The organism is Anaeromassilibacillus sp. An172 (assembly GCF_002160515.1).
GTDB classification, from domain to species: Bacteria; Bacillota; Clostridia; order Oscillospirales; family Acutalibacteraceae; genus Limousia; species Limousia pullorum.
In genome coordinates, this window is the sequence record NZ_NFKS01000005.1 from 120452 (window position 1) to 137733 (window position 17282).

6 protein-coding genes are annotated in these 17282 nt (G+C 38.9%); 2 read left to right on the forward strand and 4 right to left on the reverse strand.

Annotated elements, in window-relative coordinates; all coding sequences use genetic code 11:
* Window positions 1–40: 40 nt before the first annotated feature.
* From B5F08_RS04120 to B5F08_RS13225, 3 genes are all read right to left on the reverse strand, one after another.
* Window positions 41–961, reverse strand: coding sequence for a peptidoglycan-binding protein (locus B5F08_RS04120; protein ID WP_158096210.1), 921 nt, complete (start codon window positions 959–961; stop codon window positions 41–43).
* A 126-nt stretch (window positions 962–1087) separates the two neighbouring features.
* A complete protein-coding gene (locus B5F08_RS04125; RefSeq protein ID WP_087376643.1) occupies window positions 1088–8269 on the reverse strand; it encodes a dockerin type I repeat-containing protein in 7182 nt (2393 codons plus the stop codon).
* A gap of 309 nt (window positions 8270–8578) precedes the next feature.
* Window positions 8579–8716 carry a hypothetical protein gene (locus tag B5F08_RS13225; protein WP_158096211.1) on the reverse strand — a complete coding sequence of 46 codons (138 nt, stop codon included), beginning with the start codon at window positions 8714–8716 and terminating at the stop codon, window positions 8579–8581.
* 281 nt (window positions 8717–8997) lie between these two features.
* On the opposite strand from B5F08_RS13225, the gene B5F08_RS04130 reads away from it, so the two are divergent.
* Window positions 8998–9366, forward strand: a complete 369-nt coding sequence (locus tag B5F08_RS04130; RefSeq protein WP_087376645.1) for a PadR family transcriptional regulator — start codon at window positions 8998–9000, stop codon at window positions 9364–9366.
* 128 nt (window positions 9367–9494) lie between these two features.
* Here B5F08_RS04130 and B5F08_RS04135 read toward each other — a convergent pair whose 3' ends face one another.
* Window positions 9495–15728, reverse strand: coding sequence for an endo-alpha-N-acetylgalactosaminidase family protein (locus B5F08_RS04135; protein ID WP_087376647.1), 6234 nt, complete (start codon window positions 15726–15728; stop codon window positions 9495–9497).
* 299 nt (window positions 15729–16027) lie between these two features.
* Here B5F08_RS04135 and B5F08_RS04140 point away from each other — a divergent pair, with 299 nt between their 5' ends.
* On the forward strand, window positions 16028–17209 hold the full coding sequence (locus tag B5F08_RS04140) for an IS110 family transposase (protein ID WP_087376648.1): 1182 nt from the start codon (window positions 16028–16030) through the stop codon (window positions 17207–17209).
* Window positions 17210–17282 lie beyond the last annotated feature (73 nt).

Genomic DNA, 17282 nt, shown 5'->3' on the forward strand with positions numbered 1-17282 from the left:
ATCGCAATGCGATATGCCTGTTTTTTGCTGTTATCAAAAATTACCACAGCAAAGCGGCGAACGTGTTTGGACCGGCTATTCCATCTGCTTCAAGGTTGTTTTTCTTTTGAAAATCTAAAACAGCAATTTTTGTCTGCTCTCCAAACTCTCCGTCATAACCATTGGTATTATATCCACGACAAATTAAAATTGACTGTAAAATTTTCACATAGTCGCCCTTATCCCCCATTTTTAAAAGTTTGCAGGCGTTCTTGGTTTTAACCCCCATAATTCCGTCAGCAACCAAACCGGCTTTATAGGCAACATTTAAAAAGCTTTGCAATGAACACACAATAGCCGCCTTTGTCTTTGGTCCGTATTCCCCATCCATATCACATACTGTTCCAAACTTTCTGTTTAACCACAACTGTACCTCTTTGATAGCTTTTATCTTTGCGTCTATTACTGCTGTACCGCTATTGTTTTCATTGTATGACGGGTCAGCAAGACTCCAGTTAGGTCTGTAATAGCCGTTAATTCTTCCTGAATAAAGTGGATAAGTTTTTCTGCATACTGTAGAAGAAGTATTTGAACCGTTGGCGTTACCCTCTATAGTATGTACCGTGTTTCCCTCAACGTACTCAACTATACCCACATGGTCGCTGAAATATTTGTCATGTCCCGGAAAATATCCAAGTCCGTTCCACGTGAACACCACAGCGTCACCGGGCTGAGGAATTGCCTCGTGTCCTTCAAACCATTTTCCGTAACCTTTAGCCACACCGTATCTTGGAATATCTCCTGCGCCTAAAACCTTTACAAAGCATTTGTTTATCAGCCCCACATCAGCTGCGCATTTTGATACAAATTCTGCACACCACGGAGTTCCGGCAGGCATACCAAAGCAATCATTGAATATCTTGCAGCCGGTTCCTATATAATTCTGAGCTGTTTTAACAAAATTATCCCTTATATTAGCCATAATACATATCTCCTTAAAATTTATATAACTATAGAAATGTATTACGGTAAACCGTTTATTATACATAAAAAAATAAACTTCCTTACAGGTAACAATAACCCATAAGGAAGTTTTTAATTAGATTTATTATTTAACTAACATAAGCTGTAATAATGACGCATCAATAATATTTATTTTTCCGTCCTTATTTACATCTGCAAGACTCTCATCGAATATACCTTCCGGTTTGAGCCTTGTAAGATAAATTTGAATTGCTGTAACATCCAAAACTGTAATTTCATTATCATGATTAACATCACCGAGAATTCCGTTTACTTCAACCGCAATTTCAGTCTTTACTCCTGATTTAGGTTCTGTAACTGTAATTACAGCGGTTCCCGATGATACAGCAGTCAATTTTCCGTCGCTGCTTACATTGACCACTGAGCTGTCGGAGGTTGAATATACAAGCTCTCTTCCTGAAACATTTAATGGTTTTATAGAAGCTTCAATCTGCTTTTCCTCTCCTATACCCATTGACAATGTGTCGCCAGTGTCCACACTAATTGCAATAGGCTCCAGTACATTAAGCATACATCTTGCAACTTCAATACATTCATCACCCTGATAAACTCTCTGATAAATCTCTTCATTTCCGTATTTATCCAAATCGTCAGCGGTAATGTCTGTAAGCTCATATTCAACTATTGTGCTTTCACCCGGTTCAAGAGATTCAATAACTGTGCTGCCATATACTTTGCCCTGTGAACCATCCTCATTGTCCTCTGCGGAAGCTGTGAGAGTCAATTCATCGGAAGGAATATTTCCTTCGTTTGTGACAGTAACAGAAGCATAGAAATTTCCGTCTTTGTACTGTGCTGTAGGTTCGGAAAGTACAATGTCCGCTTTCTTTTCTACATTTACGGTTTCAGACTCGTTTGTAACATTATTTGCGGTTACCTTTGCTTTTATTGACAGATTATCTATATTATCCGGAACAGTCCAAGGAACATCAATGTTTACCGTTTCGCCTGACATAATCACATTGTCAAAGCTTTCACTGTAAATCACTGTGTCAGTACCATTTATAGTTTGTATAACATCAACTTTGTATCCCTCTGTCTTTTTAAGACCTTCATTTTTAATTGAAAGGCTTATGCTGTTTTCTTCTCCTGCTCTTGGTGTATGTGCAAACTTTGGTTCTTCTGTAAACTTCATATTGTTTGTTATTGAAGCTTCAAACAACACAATGTCGTTTTCTGAAAAGCTCAGTGTTCCCTCTTCATCAACCTGCTGTTCGTACATATTTGCCGCCATGTAAATGTTATTATTGTCGCCAAAAGCTATTGAATATTCGTCAAGCATTTTACCTGTGTGTGTTATCTGTACAGGCTCGCTCCAGCCGGTATAGGTATTTATCTTGTCTTCGCTGTTTTCTGAGGTAAGCTCCATAACGGAACCGTAAATCTCCTGAGAAGTTTTTCCCTCATCATCTATCTGTCCAGGCTCAAGCCACAGCAGATAAAGACTTTCGTCATCATTCTGAACAAGTGTATATGAGCACACATTTGCCTTGTTTTCCTGGTCTTCATCAAGGCAGAAAGTCTTTTTGTCGATTTGGAAATCACCGTTTGCCATCGATGAGAAGATGCTCAGATTGTATTCCTCTTCGGTCATTTCCAAGTCAGCGGCTGTAAGCTTGTACCAATTCGGAGAGCTTCCGTCTGCATTTTTAAGATAATCAAGCTTTCCTGTAAGCTCTATATCGTTTAACATAGAGGTCAGGTTTATCATGCAGAAATCGCTTTCTCCGCTTACCCAAGACAAGTATACGTTGTCGTTAAACTCAGTAATCTTAGGTGAAATATCTGTTTTATAATCGTTTGTAATTCTTATCGGATAATATGATTTTTTATTTGTTATGTCTGTCACATACAAATAAACATCTCTGTCGTCTGTTGTCTGAAGATTTTGGTCGCTGTCTATTGTGTAGGTCATAAGAACTACATCGCTGTTGTCCATATGTCTTACAGTTGAATTAAAGTCTATTATCAGCGGGTCATTCATATCCTCGCATGGAATATTGAGGTATGTTTCTTCTCCCCATGTGCCTGTATTACTGTCATAAATTCTGTAAGCTATTGTGCTGTAGGTAGCGTTAAAGTCGAGAATTTCTTCATTTGAAGAAGCATCCTTTATATCTCTCTTTAAGTAGTAGCAGAATATATTTCCTGTTGTTTCAGAATAGCCAAACTGAGGCATCATGTCAAAGTAATTATCCTGTGTAAGCAATGTTTTTTCGGAGAAGGAATCAGTTGCCGGGTCATAAATAGCATATGCAATTTCAAGACCTGCCAAAATATCTTTTGGAGAATCAGCATTTTCATAGGTTTTATTTTCATCAATCCATGAAATCAAAACCTTGTCCCCTATCTTTTTCATGGAAGGCATTGCATCTGCGGTACCGTTGTCATCCACCAAAACAGGCTCACTCCACAAACCCTCTTCGTCAGCTATTGTATAATACAAGCTTCTTGAGTTTATTCCGTTTCTGCTTGGGTCGTCATCCATAAACAGCATCATCATTCTGCCGTCATCAAGGATTAAAATCTGAGGCTTTGCATATTCTACAGTATTTTCTGCCAAAATCTGCTGGCTTACGTTTTCACCTGACGATGATAGCAGATAATTTCTGCCAAAATCAGCTGTATCAAAGCTTCCTTTGTTGAGTGTTCTCACAGAAAGGCTGTCTTCTCCCGCTTCAGAACTAAGTATGGAAGTCTCGTTTTCATATACTCCTGTTCCCACAGTCACAATATCGGGAACATAGTCAAAACTGAATAAGAATAAGTCAATACCAAATCCACCGCCGAATTTAAAGAGGAAGCCCTCAAGAACTTCGGCAGCCGAATCGCCTTTACAGTCAATTTTTATGACTATATCTCCCGTTACAGTACCTCTTGCGCTAAGCGCACCGCAAAATCCTACTCCGACAGATACGTTTCCTCCAACTCCTGCTGTAATTACAGAATCAAAGTCCATAACATCTCTCAAATTTGAAACAACGGTCATATCATCTGATGTTACTGTTTGATCAGCATTTATCAGTCCGCTGAAATAAAGCTGTAAATCCATGAGTGGTTTAACATAAAGCGGAACGCCGTAAATTGTAAAGTTAATTACTCCTCCTACAGTTGCAAAAGCTCCAAAGGAGTATTGTCCTAAAGCCATAACATATGTATCTTCTGTTTCATCATAAGAGAAATAGAAGGATAATAAAATTGAAAAATGTACATCAAGCAGAAATTTAGGATTCACTGTTGCTTTTGATTTTTTGTTTTCATTTGCCTGAACTTCCTGTTTAAGGGCGTCGTCGCTTTTCTCTTTTCCGTCTGAATATGTTTTATTAAGCTCGTTGGTAATCTTATTTTCCTCTTCTTTAGGAACTCCGCCTACACCGATAGCATTGTTATTACTTGCCTTTACACCTTCTAAAATTGTATAAGCCGTTTTCTTTTCCATATTTGAAACTCCGGGTGCAAAAAGGAATTCAAGATAATAAGGAGAGTTTGGCTCATTACTGAGAGCTCTCTTTGTAAATGAAAGCTTACCTGTTGTAACAGACGGCATCATTTCTCCCAGAACCGGAACCGCTACACTTGATCTGGTTTCCATATTCAGAAACTGAGGCTCAACCTCAAGAGTAGGAATGTAAAATGTAAGACCTGTGAAAACGTCGGCATATCTTATTTCTTCCCTGGTAGTCTGCGCTGTGATATTGCCCTCATCATCTATTGTGTTTACTGTTATAACTCTGTCCTCTGCGTCCACAAGAGAAACATATATCATATCGCCGTCTTCAAATGTAGTATCCATAGTAAACTGGGCGGTAAATATTGTCTGTCCCTTTTTGGTAGCTTCCACAACGGTTTCTTCTCTTGCTCCGTCTTTAGGAACTCTTATAAATATTACTTCTTTAACCTCTCTTCCGTTGAGGTTAACGTCAGCGGTTATATAGATTCTTGTTGAAACGATAGGTATAGCGTTATCTCTTGTATCAATGTCCACATCTTTTATAGGGTCTACAGTATATGTAATATTATTTACAAATGGAGCATTCGGTGTACGGATAGGCATATATAAAGTTCCCTTATTTATAGAACTCATATTAGCCTCCACTGTTTTTTCTACAGTGGTATTTGTTTCCTCATCAAAATATCTGTCAACATAGGAAACAAGCTCTTCTGTTGCTCCCTGACTGCTGACTGTAATATATTCAACACGCTCAACCTCGTTGTTGCCCACACGCAGTGTGATTGTATCTCCGTCCTTGGCATAAACGCCTTTCAGAGAGAATGAACCATCGGCTGATGTTGAGTCAGATGCTCTGTCAATAACCTTTATTACCTTGTTTGTATAGTTGTCATAAAGCTTGGAAATTTCTCCTCCGCCTATAACTGTAACGCCGACGGCTCCCGCCTCGGTAACATTGAATGATGATGACCTTATTGCATTTCCGGGATATTTTACATAACCGTCTATTTTGAACATTTTAAGGTCGGATTCGTTGATTTCTTCCACATCAACCGTTATCACATTGTTTTTCACCTTTTCCTCTGCCACAAAGTCAAGAATATATCCGTTGACCTTCTGAGTGCTTGTTTCCGTGGAAAAAACAGGTCTGTATATTTTGCCGTCATCGGCGTCTTTCTTTGTAATGAGCTGTATCTGATATACCTTGCCAACTGTAGGCACATATGCTTCTGTACTTTCTCCTGTATTCAGCACATACTCTCCGTCTTTCAGCTCTATATTGTCCGGAAGTATGTCGCCATTGACAGTGTTAAGTACTGCGAATACCTCCTGAGCCTCTTTAGAAAGCTTTATTGTAATATGGTTTTCCGTTTCGCTGAAAACAGGTCTAAGGACATATCTCTCGTTGTCCAGCATAATTGTTCTTCTGCCGTCCATAATACCGGAAATAATCGGATATGTGTCAGAAGCATTTTTATAGGCGTATTCTTCAAAACCTACATAATATGTACCGCTGTTTTCCGAAACGCCGTCGAGAATTATTTCATCTCCCACATGGAACGTGTGGATACCCGGTGTAAGCTGTGAATCTGTAAAGCTTCCGTCCTCACTTTCAAGAACTTCAACTGTAACATCCTTGTATTCAAATACAGGTTTTATTCTCAGCTCGGTAACAAATCCGCCGTTAGACTTTGAAACCTGCTTTGTATGTTCGTCCAAAATGTCGATAAAGTCATCGTCAAAGGTTATATTCTGAATATTATCACCCTTAGGAACATACTCAAAGGTAACCTGATTATCACTTGAAGTACCGACTGTAATTTCGTATTTCGTTATAACACCTTTTATAGGCTCGCCGCTGGTTGTTTCAGCAGTTTTTATCTGGAGACTCTGTCCGTAAAATCTTGTGCTGTGGCCCTCTCCCAATGTTACATTTGCCGGAGCCTCAACAACATACTCACCCTCAGAGTTGAGATATTTAAGTCCAGTTGGCTGTATGAGAGTTACTTTAAACTGTCTGTACATTGCCGGAATACCGTATACCTTCATATCAACATGAGGACAGCTTACGTTTGAATCGTCGCCTGTTGCCAAAAACAGAAATACATCATTATCCATCGGCAGATTTGAACTGTCAAGGAATGTGACTTTTGAAGATAAACGTCTGCTGAATGGATTGCGTTCGGTAATTGTCTTTAATCCCTTTTTGTTAGAAACATCTTTTACCTGAATAGTGTTATATCTTGCAGAGTCGTCTCCCTCATCTCCCTGTGACCAGTCAACACAGATGTACTGATATTTCTGAGTGTTGAAAAGCGCTTCCGTATCTTTATTCATATTAAAGCCGGCTCCACCTTCTTTCCAGGTTACGCCCTTATAATATTTGCACACAGCTCCTCCGTTTTCTCCGAGATTTGCGTCATAATAGCTGGATTTCGAACCGTCGTCACCAGTATAAATTCCGAAGGTTGCGTCTTCTGTGACAAAATAGTAATCGCCTACACAAACCTCAGGTATATAGCTTGTGTCATAAATCTTGCCTATGCTGTCGCCCTTGACATATCTTACGGTGTAGTCCTTTGAGTCTATTTCTATTGTAAACTCAAGCTCTTCATCTTCTGTCTGATCTTCTGCCAAGGTTTCAAGTGAGCTTGACCATGAGGATGTGCTTGTGGGAATTTTTACAACTGCACTGACAGTTTCTCCCGGGTCACAGCCTTTAAAATCGGAAAGCTCAACATTAAAGGTTTTTTCTGTGGTTCCCGGCAATACAGGAACAGTTAAAACATATTCATTTTTATATGGCTCTAAAGCTATTTCAGTTTCAACAGCTGAATAGTCTTTTCCAGAAATTGAATTATCTCCGTCAGAGGTTGTCACCTTTGCTGTTACAAAAGAATATTCTGCTCCGCTTCTTGTTATTGTAATTTCTGCAACACCGCTTTCAGCTGAATATTCAGCCTGAGAAAAGCTGAGACTTGAGCGCTCTGCCGGTTCGTCGTCTGTTATTGTAATTGTACAGTTTTTACTGTTTCCTACGCTGTAGCCCTCTGATACATCAGCGAGTATCAAATCAAAGGTTTCATCACCCTCTGAAATATCGTCATCCAGCACTTCAAATATAATCTGCTTTTCGGTTTCACCTGGAGCAAATTCGATAAGTGTCGATGAAGAAGATTCCACATAATCGCCGAAATTCTCGAGCGCATCTCCAAGCAGCAACTCGCTTATTGGTTCAAACTCTGTAGTACCTGTAGGTCTTGTGGGAAGTCCTGTCTGTTCTTCCTTTAATGACGCCAAGTCACTTACTTCTTCGTTTTCTTCCTCAGAAGCTGTTATTTGTTCATCAAACAACTCTATTTCTTCCTGCGCCTGCTCTAAAGAGGATACCATTTGGTCATATCTCTCCTGCTGGGTTTCCTTGTTGGCACTTTGCTGGAGCACTGTTCCTGCCGTTTCAAAAACCTCAGTTACATATCTGTCGTCTGAAATAATATAATCCTCACCGTATGTTGCAGATATATCTACGGTTTGGATACTGACAGACGCACTATTTGTAGCATCTGAACTGCGAACAACAGTAACAATATATTTTCCTTTTTCATTTACAGATGAAGACTGCGTAGCAATGGAAAACATATTCTCATCATCTTCCGGATAAGTACATTGCAGCAGTACCGGCTCGTCTTCTGAAGCTGCAAATACTGTTGCAGGCATTGTACCTATAGCCAAAGATAAAATTAAAATTATTGCGACAATGCGTCTGCACAATAGTTTTTGCCATTTTTCTTTCATCGATTTTTCTCCTTTACTCAAAAATTTTTACAAACATAGACCTATATGCATGGGCATATGCTGTTTTAAGCATGTATATTTTATCAAATAATATATACAAAGTGAACTAGCCGAAAGTATAGTTTGAACTAAAATTTTCAAGTTTTTAATAAAAAAATAGCTTTACAAATCGAGACAGTGCTTTTTAATCATAATTAAATATATAAAAAGTGCAGACAAAATTTCGGCGGTTTACACACAAAAGAATTTTATCTGCACTTTTGTATTTTCAAATAAGCTGTAAGTAATGCTAAATTTTTAAATCATTTACTATTTAACTTCCATAATAACTTTTTTAAAATTATATTCCTTTAATTTTGGGAGAAACATATGAATTGTTATAAATTCATCACTATAAAACTCAGCATATATCTGGTCATCATTTATTTTTATAAGTTTATCTATCATCTTTTTTCACCTATATTTTTATAAAATAAATTTCAGCGTTTCTTTAAATTTAATATCCTTAATATTTTCAGTAATATCTTATTACTAAACTTTAAATGATAGTTATTACCATAAAAAACACGTGCTTCAATTAAATAAAATTTATTTATTTTTTATAAAATAATATTAACATACACTTTATTTTTTTGTTAAATAAAAACATTTATTTTGTATTTTTTATTGCAAAACCGGTAATTAGGTGTTAGAATAATATTAGTATATGATGAAAACGGAGGGAAAATATGATAAGCAGAAACCAGTTTCAAAACGGAATAACTGACTTGATAATTTTGCTTTTGCTTTCTGAAAAAGACTGTTATGTGTATGAGATTGTAAAGGATATCCAAAGGCTTTCAGAAGGTTTTCTTTCTTTGTCTCAAAACACCATCTATACGGCAGCTTACAAACTTGAAAAGGAAGGCAAAATAAGCGAATATTCAAAAACCGTAGGTAAAAAAAGAACACGTATCTATTATCACATTGAGCCTAGCGGTATGGAATACCTTGCTGAAATGCGCCAAAGCTATCAAAAGGTAATCGATGGCATGAACCGTGTATTTGCTGCTCACGAAATAAATATGGCCGACAATTACGAACATTTAGAAAATTAAACTAACACTAAACGCCTGTGTATTTCATAGGCGTTTTTATTATTCATATAAATAATGAGGCTGCAGCCAAAAGCTGCAGTCTCATGTGATTTAATAAAGAGGTTAAATATGGCAAATAACACTTATCTTTATGCTTTTACTATATCACCGTCGTCGTTTATTATCATATTACCTGAAGCTACAAGCTGTGTCATTGTAGCATCAAGAATATTTATTGTACCATTTCCGTCAGAATCAGCAGGATCAAGGTAGAAATCTCCTGAAACTTCCTTACGAATAATGTATGTCTGAATCAAGGAAGTATCAATAATATCAATTTTTCCGTCACCGTTAACGTCGCCCTTATTGTATTTAAGACTTTCCATTGCTGCGGTGAGCTGATTTACAGCATCTGTTATATCTGACTCAGTTGCATCAGGATTTGTAATAATCTGCTCAGCAAGTGCAATCTTTTCCTGAAGAGCCTTGTAACTGTTAACTGTATAAACATTATCAAGTTCTTCTGCTTCTGCCTTGAGGAAGAAGAGTTCTGATTTATCAGGCTTTAACGGGGAAGCAATAGCCTCTATGTTAAAGCTAATAACCTGGCTGTCTTCGCCCTTTACAAATGTAACTTCTACTGTGCATTCGCCGTCAATATTATTTAACCAATTTTCAGCAAACACAAAACCGTTAGGTGTTACTGTTACAGCATTGTTCAAAAGCTCTTCTTCGCCGCAAATAACGCTTTCTGTAGTATATCCGTTGTAATTTACATCTATCTGTAAATCTCCGCCAAGTGACTTGTCATAATAGAATTTGTCATCTGAAATTGTAGGAACATCATAAACCTTTTCATATTCATTTACAACCTGGCTTTCGTCAAGAGCTGAAGCGAATACTCTGAAATCGTCCATTGCTCCCTTAAATCCGTGGAGGAAAGAACCTGAACCGTTGAAGTTTCCGCCGATTCTAACATCGTTTGGACAATTCTTTGTAGAAAGTCCTGCTATTGACTTCTCTCCTGCAAGTACGCCATTGAGATAGAGTCTTAATGTATCTCCATCCTTAACCAATGCAGTATGATTCCATGTGTTGAGACTTACTGCCTGTGGTGTTTCAAGGTAAATAGAACCGTTTCCGTTGCTGTCGCTGAGAGAAACGCAGAGTTTCTTGCTTCCTCCGTTGATGTAGAACCACATACCCTTACTTGAAGCGTCACCACTGGTGTTGTTGCTGAGTATAGTCTGTGACTGTCCTGTTTCTCCGGTAACATTGAACCATGTTGAGATTGTCCAGTTGTCGCTTTCGTTAAACAAAGTATCTCCAAGCTGGATTTTCTCTCCGCCGTTAAATGTCATTGCATATCCGTTTTTACCTTCGGTGTAATTATATTTTCCGGCTTTAACACCGTTTTCGTTTCCTGTAAAGTCATATGCTGTGTCGCCGTCTGTTTCATCCATCTTATACCAGCGTGACAAAAGTGAAACTGTAACAGTTGAAGCAGAACTGCATATGTTCTTTGATATTGTATTATCTGCAATATTCTCTGTGTACAAAACTGCGTTTGTATCACTTGTTACGCCCTCGATTGTGAGAGTTACTGATTTAAGGTCATCTCCGAGAACTGCGCTTGTAACTTTCAAACCGTCAGAAACGATGTAATTCTCTGTTTTTTCAGCGGATTCCTTATCCATAGCCTTGCTGAATGTAACAACGAACTTATCATTGCTGATAGGTTTAATTCCTGTGAGAACCGGCAAGCTGTTGTCATTTCCAACAGCTACTTTGATTTCTGCAGACTTGTCACTTTCTGTACTGCCTAAATTTATTGCAGATACGCTGTAATTGTAAACTGTGAACTCTGTAACATTATTGTCAGTATAGCTTGTTTCTGTTGTTGAATCAATGAGTTCTCCGTTTCTGTAAATATTGTATCCGGAAATACCTGTATCCTCATCTGTTGATGCGTCCCAAGTAAGATTTACTGTGCTTCCGTTTACGCTTTCGCCCTTGAGATTTTCAGGAACTGTAGGTGGTGTTTTGTCTACTATTGAATAAACCATAAAGTCATCAAGGATAAGCTTTGCTCCGTCCATAACGCCGTTGCCTGCAAATCTGATTACAGTGTCTTTGCTTCCGTCTGTTGTAAATTCAACCTTGTTTTCTCCCTCTTCAAAGTTATAGTCGAGAACCTTCACATTTGTAGTTTCTGAGAATACTGAAACGTTTCCGCTTCCTATTGTTTTAAACTCCATTGTGTATTTTGTATTAGGAAGGAGTCTTACTGTTGAAGGAAGTGTTCTGAAGCTTGTGCCCATTTTAAGTGACCACTCGCCGCTTATAGTATCGGTTGTATATCCCTCATGAGTCTGTGAAAGGTGAGAATGTTCCTCTCTTGACTCAGGAACAAATATTCCGTGAGCCTGGTCAACATGCTCAAAATCTTCATATGCTGCATATCCCTCAGGAAGTTCAGAAGCGTCTGTCTTAACAATTCTTGTTTCCATAAACTGAACAAGACCGTTATCACCGCTCTTGTCGGCTGAAAGTATAATCTCAGCTGTTTCGCCTGTTGCTACAAAGTCAACCCATATTCTCTGCATCATCTTGCCCTGAGAATAGTGGTCAAGGAGATAGCTCTGTCTTACTGTATTTTCAGTATAGTTTTCATACTCTGTTCCGTCATTGTTTACAACTGTCAAACGTGAAGTTTTTCCGTTTGTAGCGCCTGTCCATACAGATACTCTGTATTTCTGTCCAGGAACAAGACCTGTCATTGTCTGGCTGAGGCTTCCGTCCTCTGCTCCTCTGATATTTACAATAGCAACGCCGTTGCTGTCGTCTTCGATTGTAATATGGTCTGTTTCTCCGCTTTCAGAGCTTGCCTGCCAGATTGAGAAATCTCTTGAGTTGAAGCTTGTATCCTCGATAGGACTTCCCTCACTCCACTTAGTAACGTCAGGAGCTACATCCTCGTTTCCTTTGTAAATAACATAAGGAGTATTTGCCTGAGCATTTATTGAAACCTTTCCGTCTTTTACTTCGATTTCTTCAACAAATACTTTGCCGTTCTGTGTTGTTTTGTAAAGCTTAACTGTTGTCTGATTTTCCCATCCTGCCGGAAGAGTCCATTCTGTGGTTGATGAAGATGGGTTCCAGTGATAAATCTTAGCTGCTTCATCAGGATTCTTTGTTTCGCTGTCCTCTGCGTACCAAGGAATAAATACCAAATCTCCCTTAGCAATAAGGTTTCCGTCCTTATAAATCTCATTTACTCCACCGTTATTTACTGAGCGTACATTGCCCTCAAATATAGCCTCGTTTGATGTCATCTTTCTAACATCATAATGCATGAGATATTTCTGAGGAAGCTGACTTGTATAGAACATCTTAACTGTATCGTTAATATTATTTGTATGCTGCCAGCTCATAAATCCTGAGCCGCCGCTTCTGTTATAACCGCCTCTGAAAAGGTTGCTGCCGCTGTAAACATCCTTATCCTGATGATATACAAATCTGTGCATACCATCGCCTATTGATGGCCAGTGAACCCATGCAGTCCAACGGTCAAACTTCACGCCGTCCTCTGTACCCATGATAACGCCGTGCTCATCTGAAAGATGCTGTGCAAGTCTTGCTGCTGCATATCTGTCATCACGATATGTATCAACATAAACAAAGCCTATTCCTGGAACCTTTTCAAACATTTCATCAAGTCTTGAATCCATGCCGCCGTTTAAAATATCAACCTCACGACGGATATATTTTGACTGGTCAAGCCACTGCCAGCCGTTTCTTGTGGTCATTGTTTCATCTGTGAACATTTTAGCTTCCGGATATGCCTCGGAATGGTTGATATGGATACCCATAACACCGTCTATATCCTCGATTATCTCTGTGAGAAGCTGCATGTCTTCGGCTCCGCCGGCACGCTGGTTTATATCTGCATAGTCGGCATGTCCGCTGTCGTGACCTTCGTTTGCATATCCCTTAAATACAAGAATCTGGCCGAAACCGTCCATGTAATTGCTCAAACGCTTCATGTTATCTGCAACTTTAAGGAAAGGATGCTGTACAACGCTGGAGAAGTTGTAACCAACATGGATAGTACTGTTGCGTACTGTTTCTCCGCCCACAATTTTATCATCTATAATTGTCTTGAGGGCATTTGCGCCATCCTGCCAATCCATGATTCCGTCTTCGTTTGTATCCTCTGTAAGTACAACCTGGCAGTACAAGTCCTCATCCTCATACATTCTTGCGCCGTCAAGTCCCTTATAAAGGAATTCAGTATTCCAGAAACCTGTTGTTGTAGTTCCGTCTTCCATATCAAAGCTTCTGTATGTAAACTCAGAAAGGTTGTTGAGAACATTATTTGCCATTGAAGCTGAGAGCTCATCAGTGGTAATTACAGGAATTGTGCATACTGTGTTCAAAACCTTATCTGCGCTGTTCTTTGTAAGGTCAAGATGTACGTCAGATGCGCCCATAGATGCGTCGAGTTTTGCACCGCTTTGACTGCTGTTTGCAGAAATCAAAGGTTGTTCCGGGAATCCGATTGTATAAACTGTAAAGCTGTCATCTGCAATATTCTTAATTCTCATATCCAGAACATTATTTTCCAAAACAGTGTACACTACATCGAAAGAAACGCCAATTTCTTCGACCTTAACATTATAAGTTACAGAGGTTTCTGTTTCTTCTGAAATTTCAGCAGTTGCCGGATAATCCCATCCGTTTATTGAAACATAGTTTTTAGCAAGCTGTGAACCGTACATTGTCTTTGAGTTAAGCTCATAGCTGATTACTCTTGGGAAATCAGCGGCAAGCTTTACACTCATATCTCCCAAGCTTATTGTTTTTTCTTCGCTTGATTCTGAAAGTTGGAGATTGTCTATATTTTTATATGTGACTTTTTTCAGAATTATCTCTGTAGCGTCCTCAGTACTGAGACCTATAATACCCTTGAGAGAATCCATTGAGGCTATTCTGATATCTTTCATATGCTGACCGTCAAGCCACATTGTAACGGTATTGCCCACATATCTGAGCTTCAATGTGTGGTTATATCCGTTTCTCTTAAAGATAGGTGTACCGTCCTCCAAAATCTGGTAGGATGATGTCTTATTTGAACGGTAATTCCAAAGGCTTGTATCATACTGATAACGTGATGAATTTGCATTATAAACTGACTGCCAAACATCGCCGTCTATTCTGTAAAGGAAGCCAACACCGCCGTCGTCGTTGAGTTCTTCAAAAACAAGTTCTATTTCTCCGTTCTCAGCAAGTGGTGCATTTTCAAAGTGGAGTGTAGTTCCGCCCTTTATATGAAGTCCGTCTTCGGTATACTCAATAGTACCGGAACCACCCTTCTGAACAACTCCCTCCTGCTGGGTTGTAAAGTCCATAACATACTCGAACTGTTCAAAAGGAACCTTCTTTGTAAATGTTACCTGTGACTGAGAGCCGCCGTCAAACTCTATATTTAAAGAAAAAGTATCGACTTGCTTTGCAATATAGTCTTTGCTGATAACAAGTTTATTTTCTGACAATGTGTAATCTGTATCTGCTGCCAAAGCTTCAACTCCGTTTTTAACAGCTGTAACAGTATCATCCTGTGCCAAAGTCAAAGGAATTTCAACATCTGAAAGTCCCCAGTCAGATGACTGAATTTCAAAATCTGTCTTGTCAGCTTGTGATTTTTTGTATTCAGCAAAACGCATATTTGAAACTTGAACATATTTCTGACCCTTTTCGGCATCTGCAATACCCCAAATTCTAAATGCGTATTTTCCTGAAGCAGGAAGATTGTTCATTTGGGTACGCTGGGTAATAAGCTTTCCGTCAACGTACATTTTTATTGATGTTTCATCAGTTAAAAACTTAAAATGGTATTCCCTGTTGTGCTCAATAGAAAATCCAGTATCGTTTGCAAGTGCAGGCCAAGATTCACTGCCACCCTGCATTGTTGATGCCTGCAAAGAAGCAACTGTATCAATTGCTATACCTCCGCAGTTTTGAGGATCCTGAAATCTGGGGAAAAACCCTATTCTACATTTCTGAACATCATCTTGAAAAATCAAATCAAATTCCCAAACGCTATTTGTAAGCTCCGGGGCATTTTCGTTGTAAATAACTATTGAAGAAGTACCGGCCTGATAAAAAGGAGTATGTGTTTCCTTGAAGCCGTCTTCATAGTATTCCATACCACCTTCAGGAACAGTAATCTCTCCTATTTTTCCAAATTGCTCAACTTTCCAGCCGTAATTCTCATCGGCCGGGTCATTATCCGCCGCTGACACGGCGGCGCTCTGACCAAGCAGCATAATAACAGCTAACAATAGCGCCGTTATTTTCCTGATTTTTATTGTGGATCTCATCTTTAGTTTCTCCTTGTATAATAAATTTAGGTTGATAAGGGAGCCTAACTCCCAAAATCAACTGTATAATTATTCAACATAATGTTGTATAATTGTAGTTATTAGATAGAGGATGTCGTATTCTCCTTGGGGAGCCAAAAGCTACTCCGTACTGGAAAGACTGACACCTCTTTCTGATAAACAGATTACGAATAAGTTGGATGTTGACGGCTGATTGCCGTACTTCGAATATAGAACAAGGCAGTAACGTTTATCAGATAAGAGGAACTATCTAAAATCTGTTTATTTAGGTGAATGTTATGCTTTATCTCGGAATTGATATCGGCAAAAATACTCATGTTGCTTCTCTTATTGATGAAACGGCAAAACCATTATTCAAAGCATTCTCGTTTTCAAACACAACCGAAGGCGCAAACAGCCTGATTGAAAAATTATCAGTACATATCAATAATCAATCAGAAGTTGAAATAGGAATGGAGGCTACCGGTCATTATTGGCTTTCGATTTACTCATTTCTTGTTGAAAATGGATTTGTTGTTCATGTCGTTAATCCTATTCAAACTGACGGCTGGCGAAAAGGGACTGAAATCAGAAAGCGTAAAACAGATTTCATCGATTCTGTTCTCATTGCTGATTTGATACGCTACGGTGATTTTGTTGAAACCTCACTGTCAGATGAAGACACAATGTCACTGCGTAATCTGTCACGCTTTCGCACTTATCTTGTTTCGTCCATTTCAGACTTGAAGCGCAAGGTAATCTGTGTTCTTGACCAGGTGTTCCCAGAATATCACACTGCTTTTTCAGATGTTTTCGGCGAAACCTCTAAAGAACTTCTTTCGCACTTTCAGACTGCGGATGATTTTGAAAACATCTCTTCTGAACAGCTTGAAAACGTGCTCAAAAAGGTCTCTTTTAAGGGTTTTGCCAAAAACAAAATCACTCAGATTTCAGAGCTCGCAGCAAGTTCTTTCGGACTGAAGTTCTGTCAGGATAGCTTCTCTTTACAGCTTCGGCTTTTAATTGAGCAGATTAAATTTATTGACGCTCAGGTATGTGATGTGGAAGCAGAAATCAAAGTTATCCTTGATAAAATTAATTCTCCTATTATGACTGTACCGGGTGTAGGCAATATTAACGCCGCTGTTATTTTAGGAGAGATCGGTGATATCTCTCGCTTTTCAAACGCTTCCAAGCTTGCTGCTTATGCAGGTATAGACGCTTCTGTCAGCCAATCCGGTGAATACCAATCCACCAATAACAAAATGAGTAAGCGTGGCTCTCCCTATTTGCGCAAAGCTCTGTTTCAGGCTGCCTTGATTGCAGCCTTTCATGATCCGGTTTTCTCGGCTTTTTATCAAAAAAAGCGATCCGAGGGCAAGCATCATCTTACTGCTGTTGGTGCTGTTGCCAGAAAGCTTTGTAACACCATTTTTGCTGTTTTAAAATACAATACCGCTTACGTCCCTCAATTTAAATAATCTTTTTATACCCACTTATCCATCGACTTGGACTTTTTGTTCAGGTCTTTTTGTCTTGCATATTTTTTCATCC

Coding starts and splice junctions, on each gene's coding strand:
- B5F08_RS04135 (WP_087376647.1), bottom strand. CDS start 15,728: ATGAGATCCACAATAAAAATCAGGAAAATAACGGCGCTATTGTTAGCT.
- B5F08_RS04130 (WP_087376645.1), top strand. CDS start 8,998: ATGATAAGCAGAAACCAGTTTCAAAACGGAATAACTGACTTGATAATT.
- B5F08_RS04120 (WP_158096210.1), bottom strand. CDS start 961: ATGGCTAATATAAGGGATAATTTTGTTAAAACAGCTCAGAATTATATA.
- B5F08_RS04140 (WP_087376648.1), top strand. CDS start 16,028: ATGCTTTATCTCGGAATTGATATCGGCAAAAATACTCATGTTGCTTCT.
- B5F08_RS04125 (WP_087376643.1), bottom strand. CDS start 8,269: ATGAAAGAAAAATGGCAAAAACTATTGTGCAGACGCATTGTCGCAATA.
- B5F08_RS13225 (WP_158096211.1), bottom strand. CDS start 8,716: ATGATAGATAAACTTATAAAAATAAATGATGACCAGATATATGCTGAG.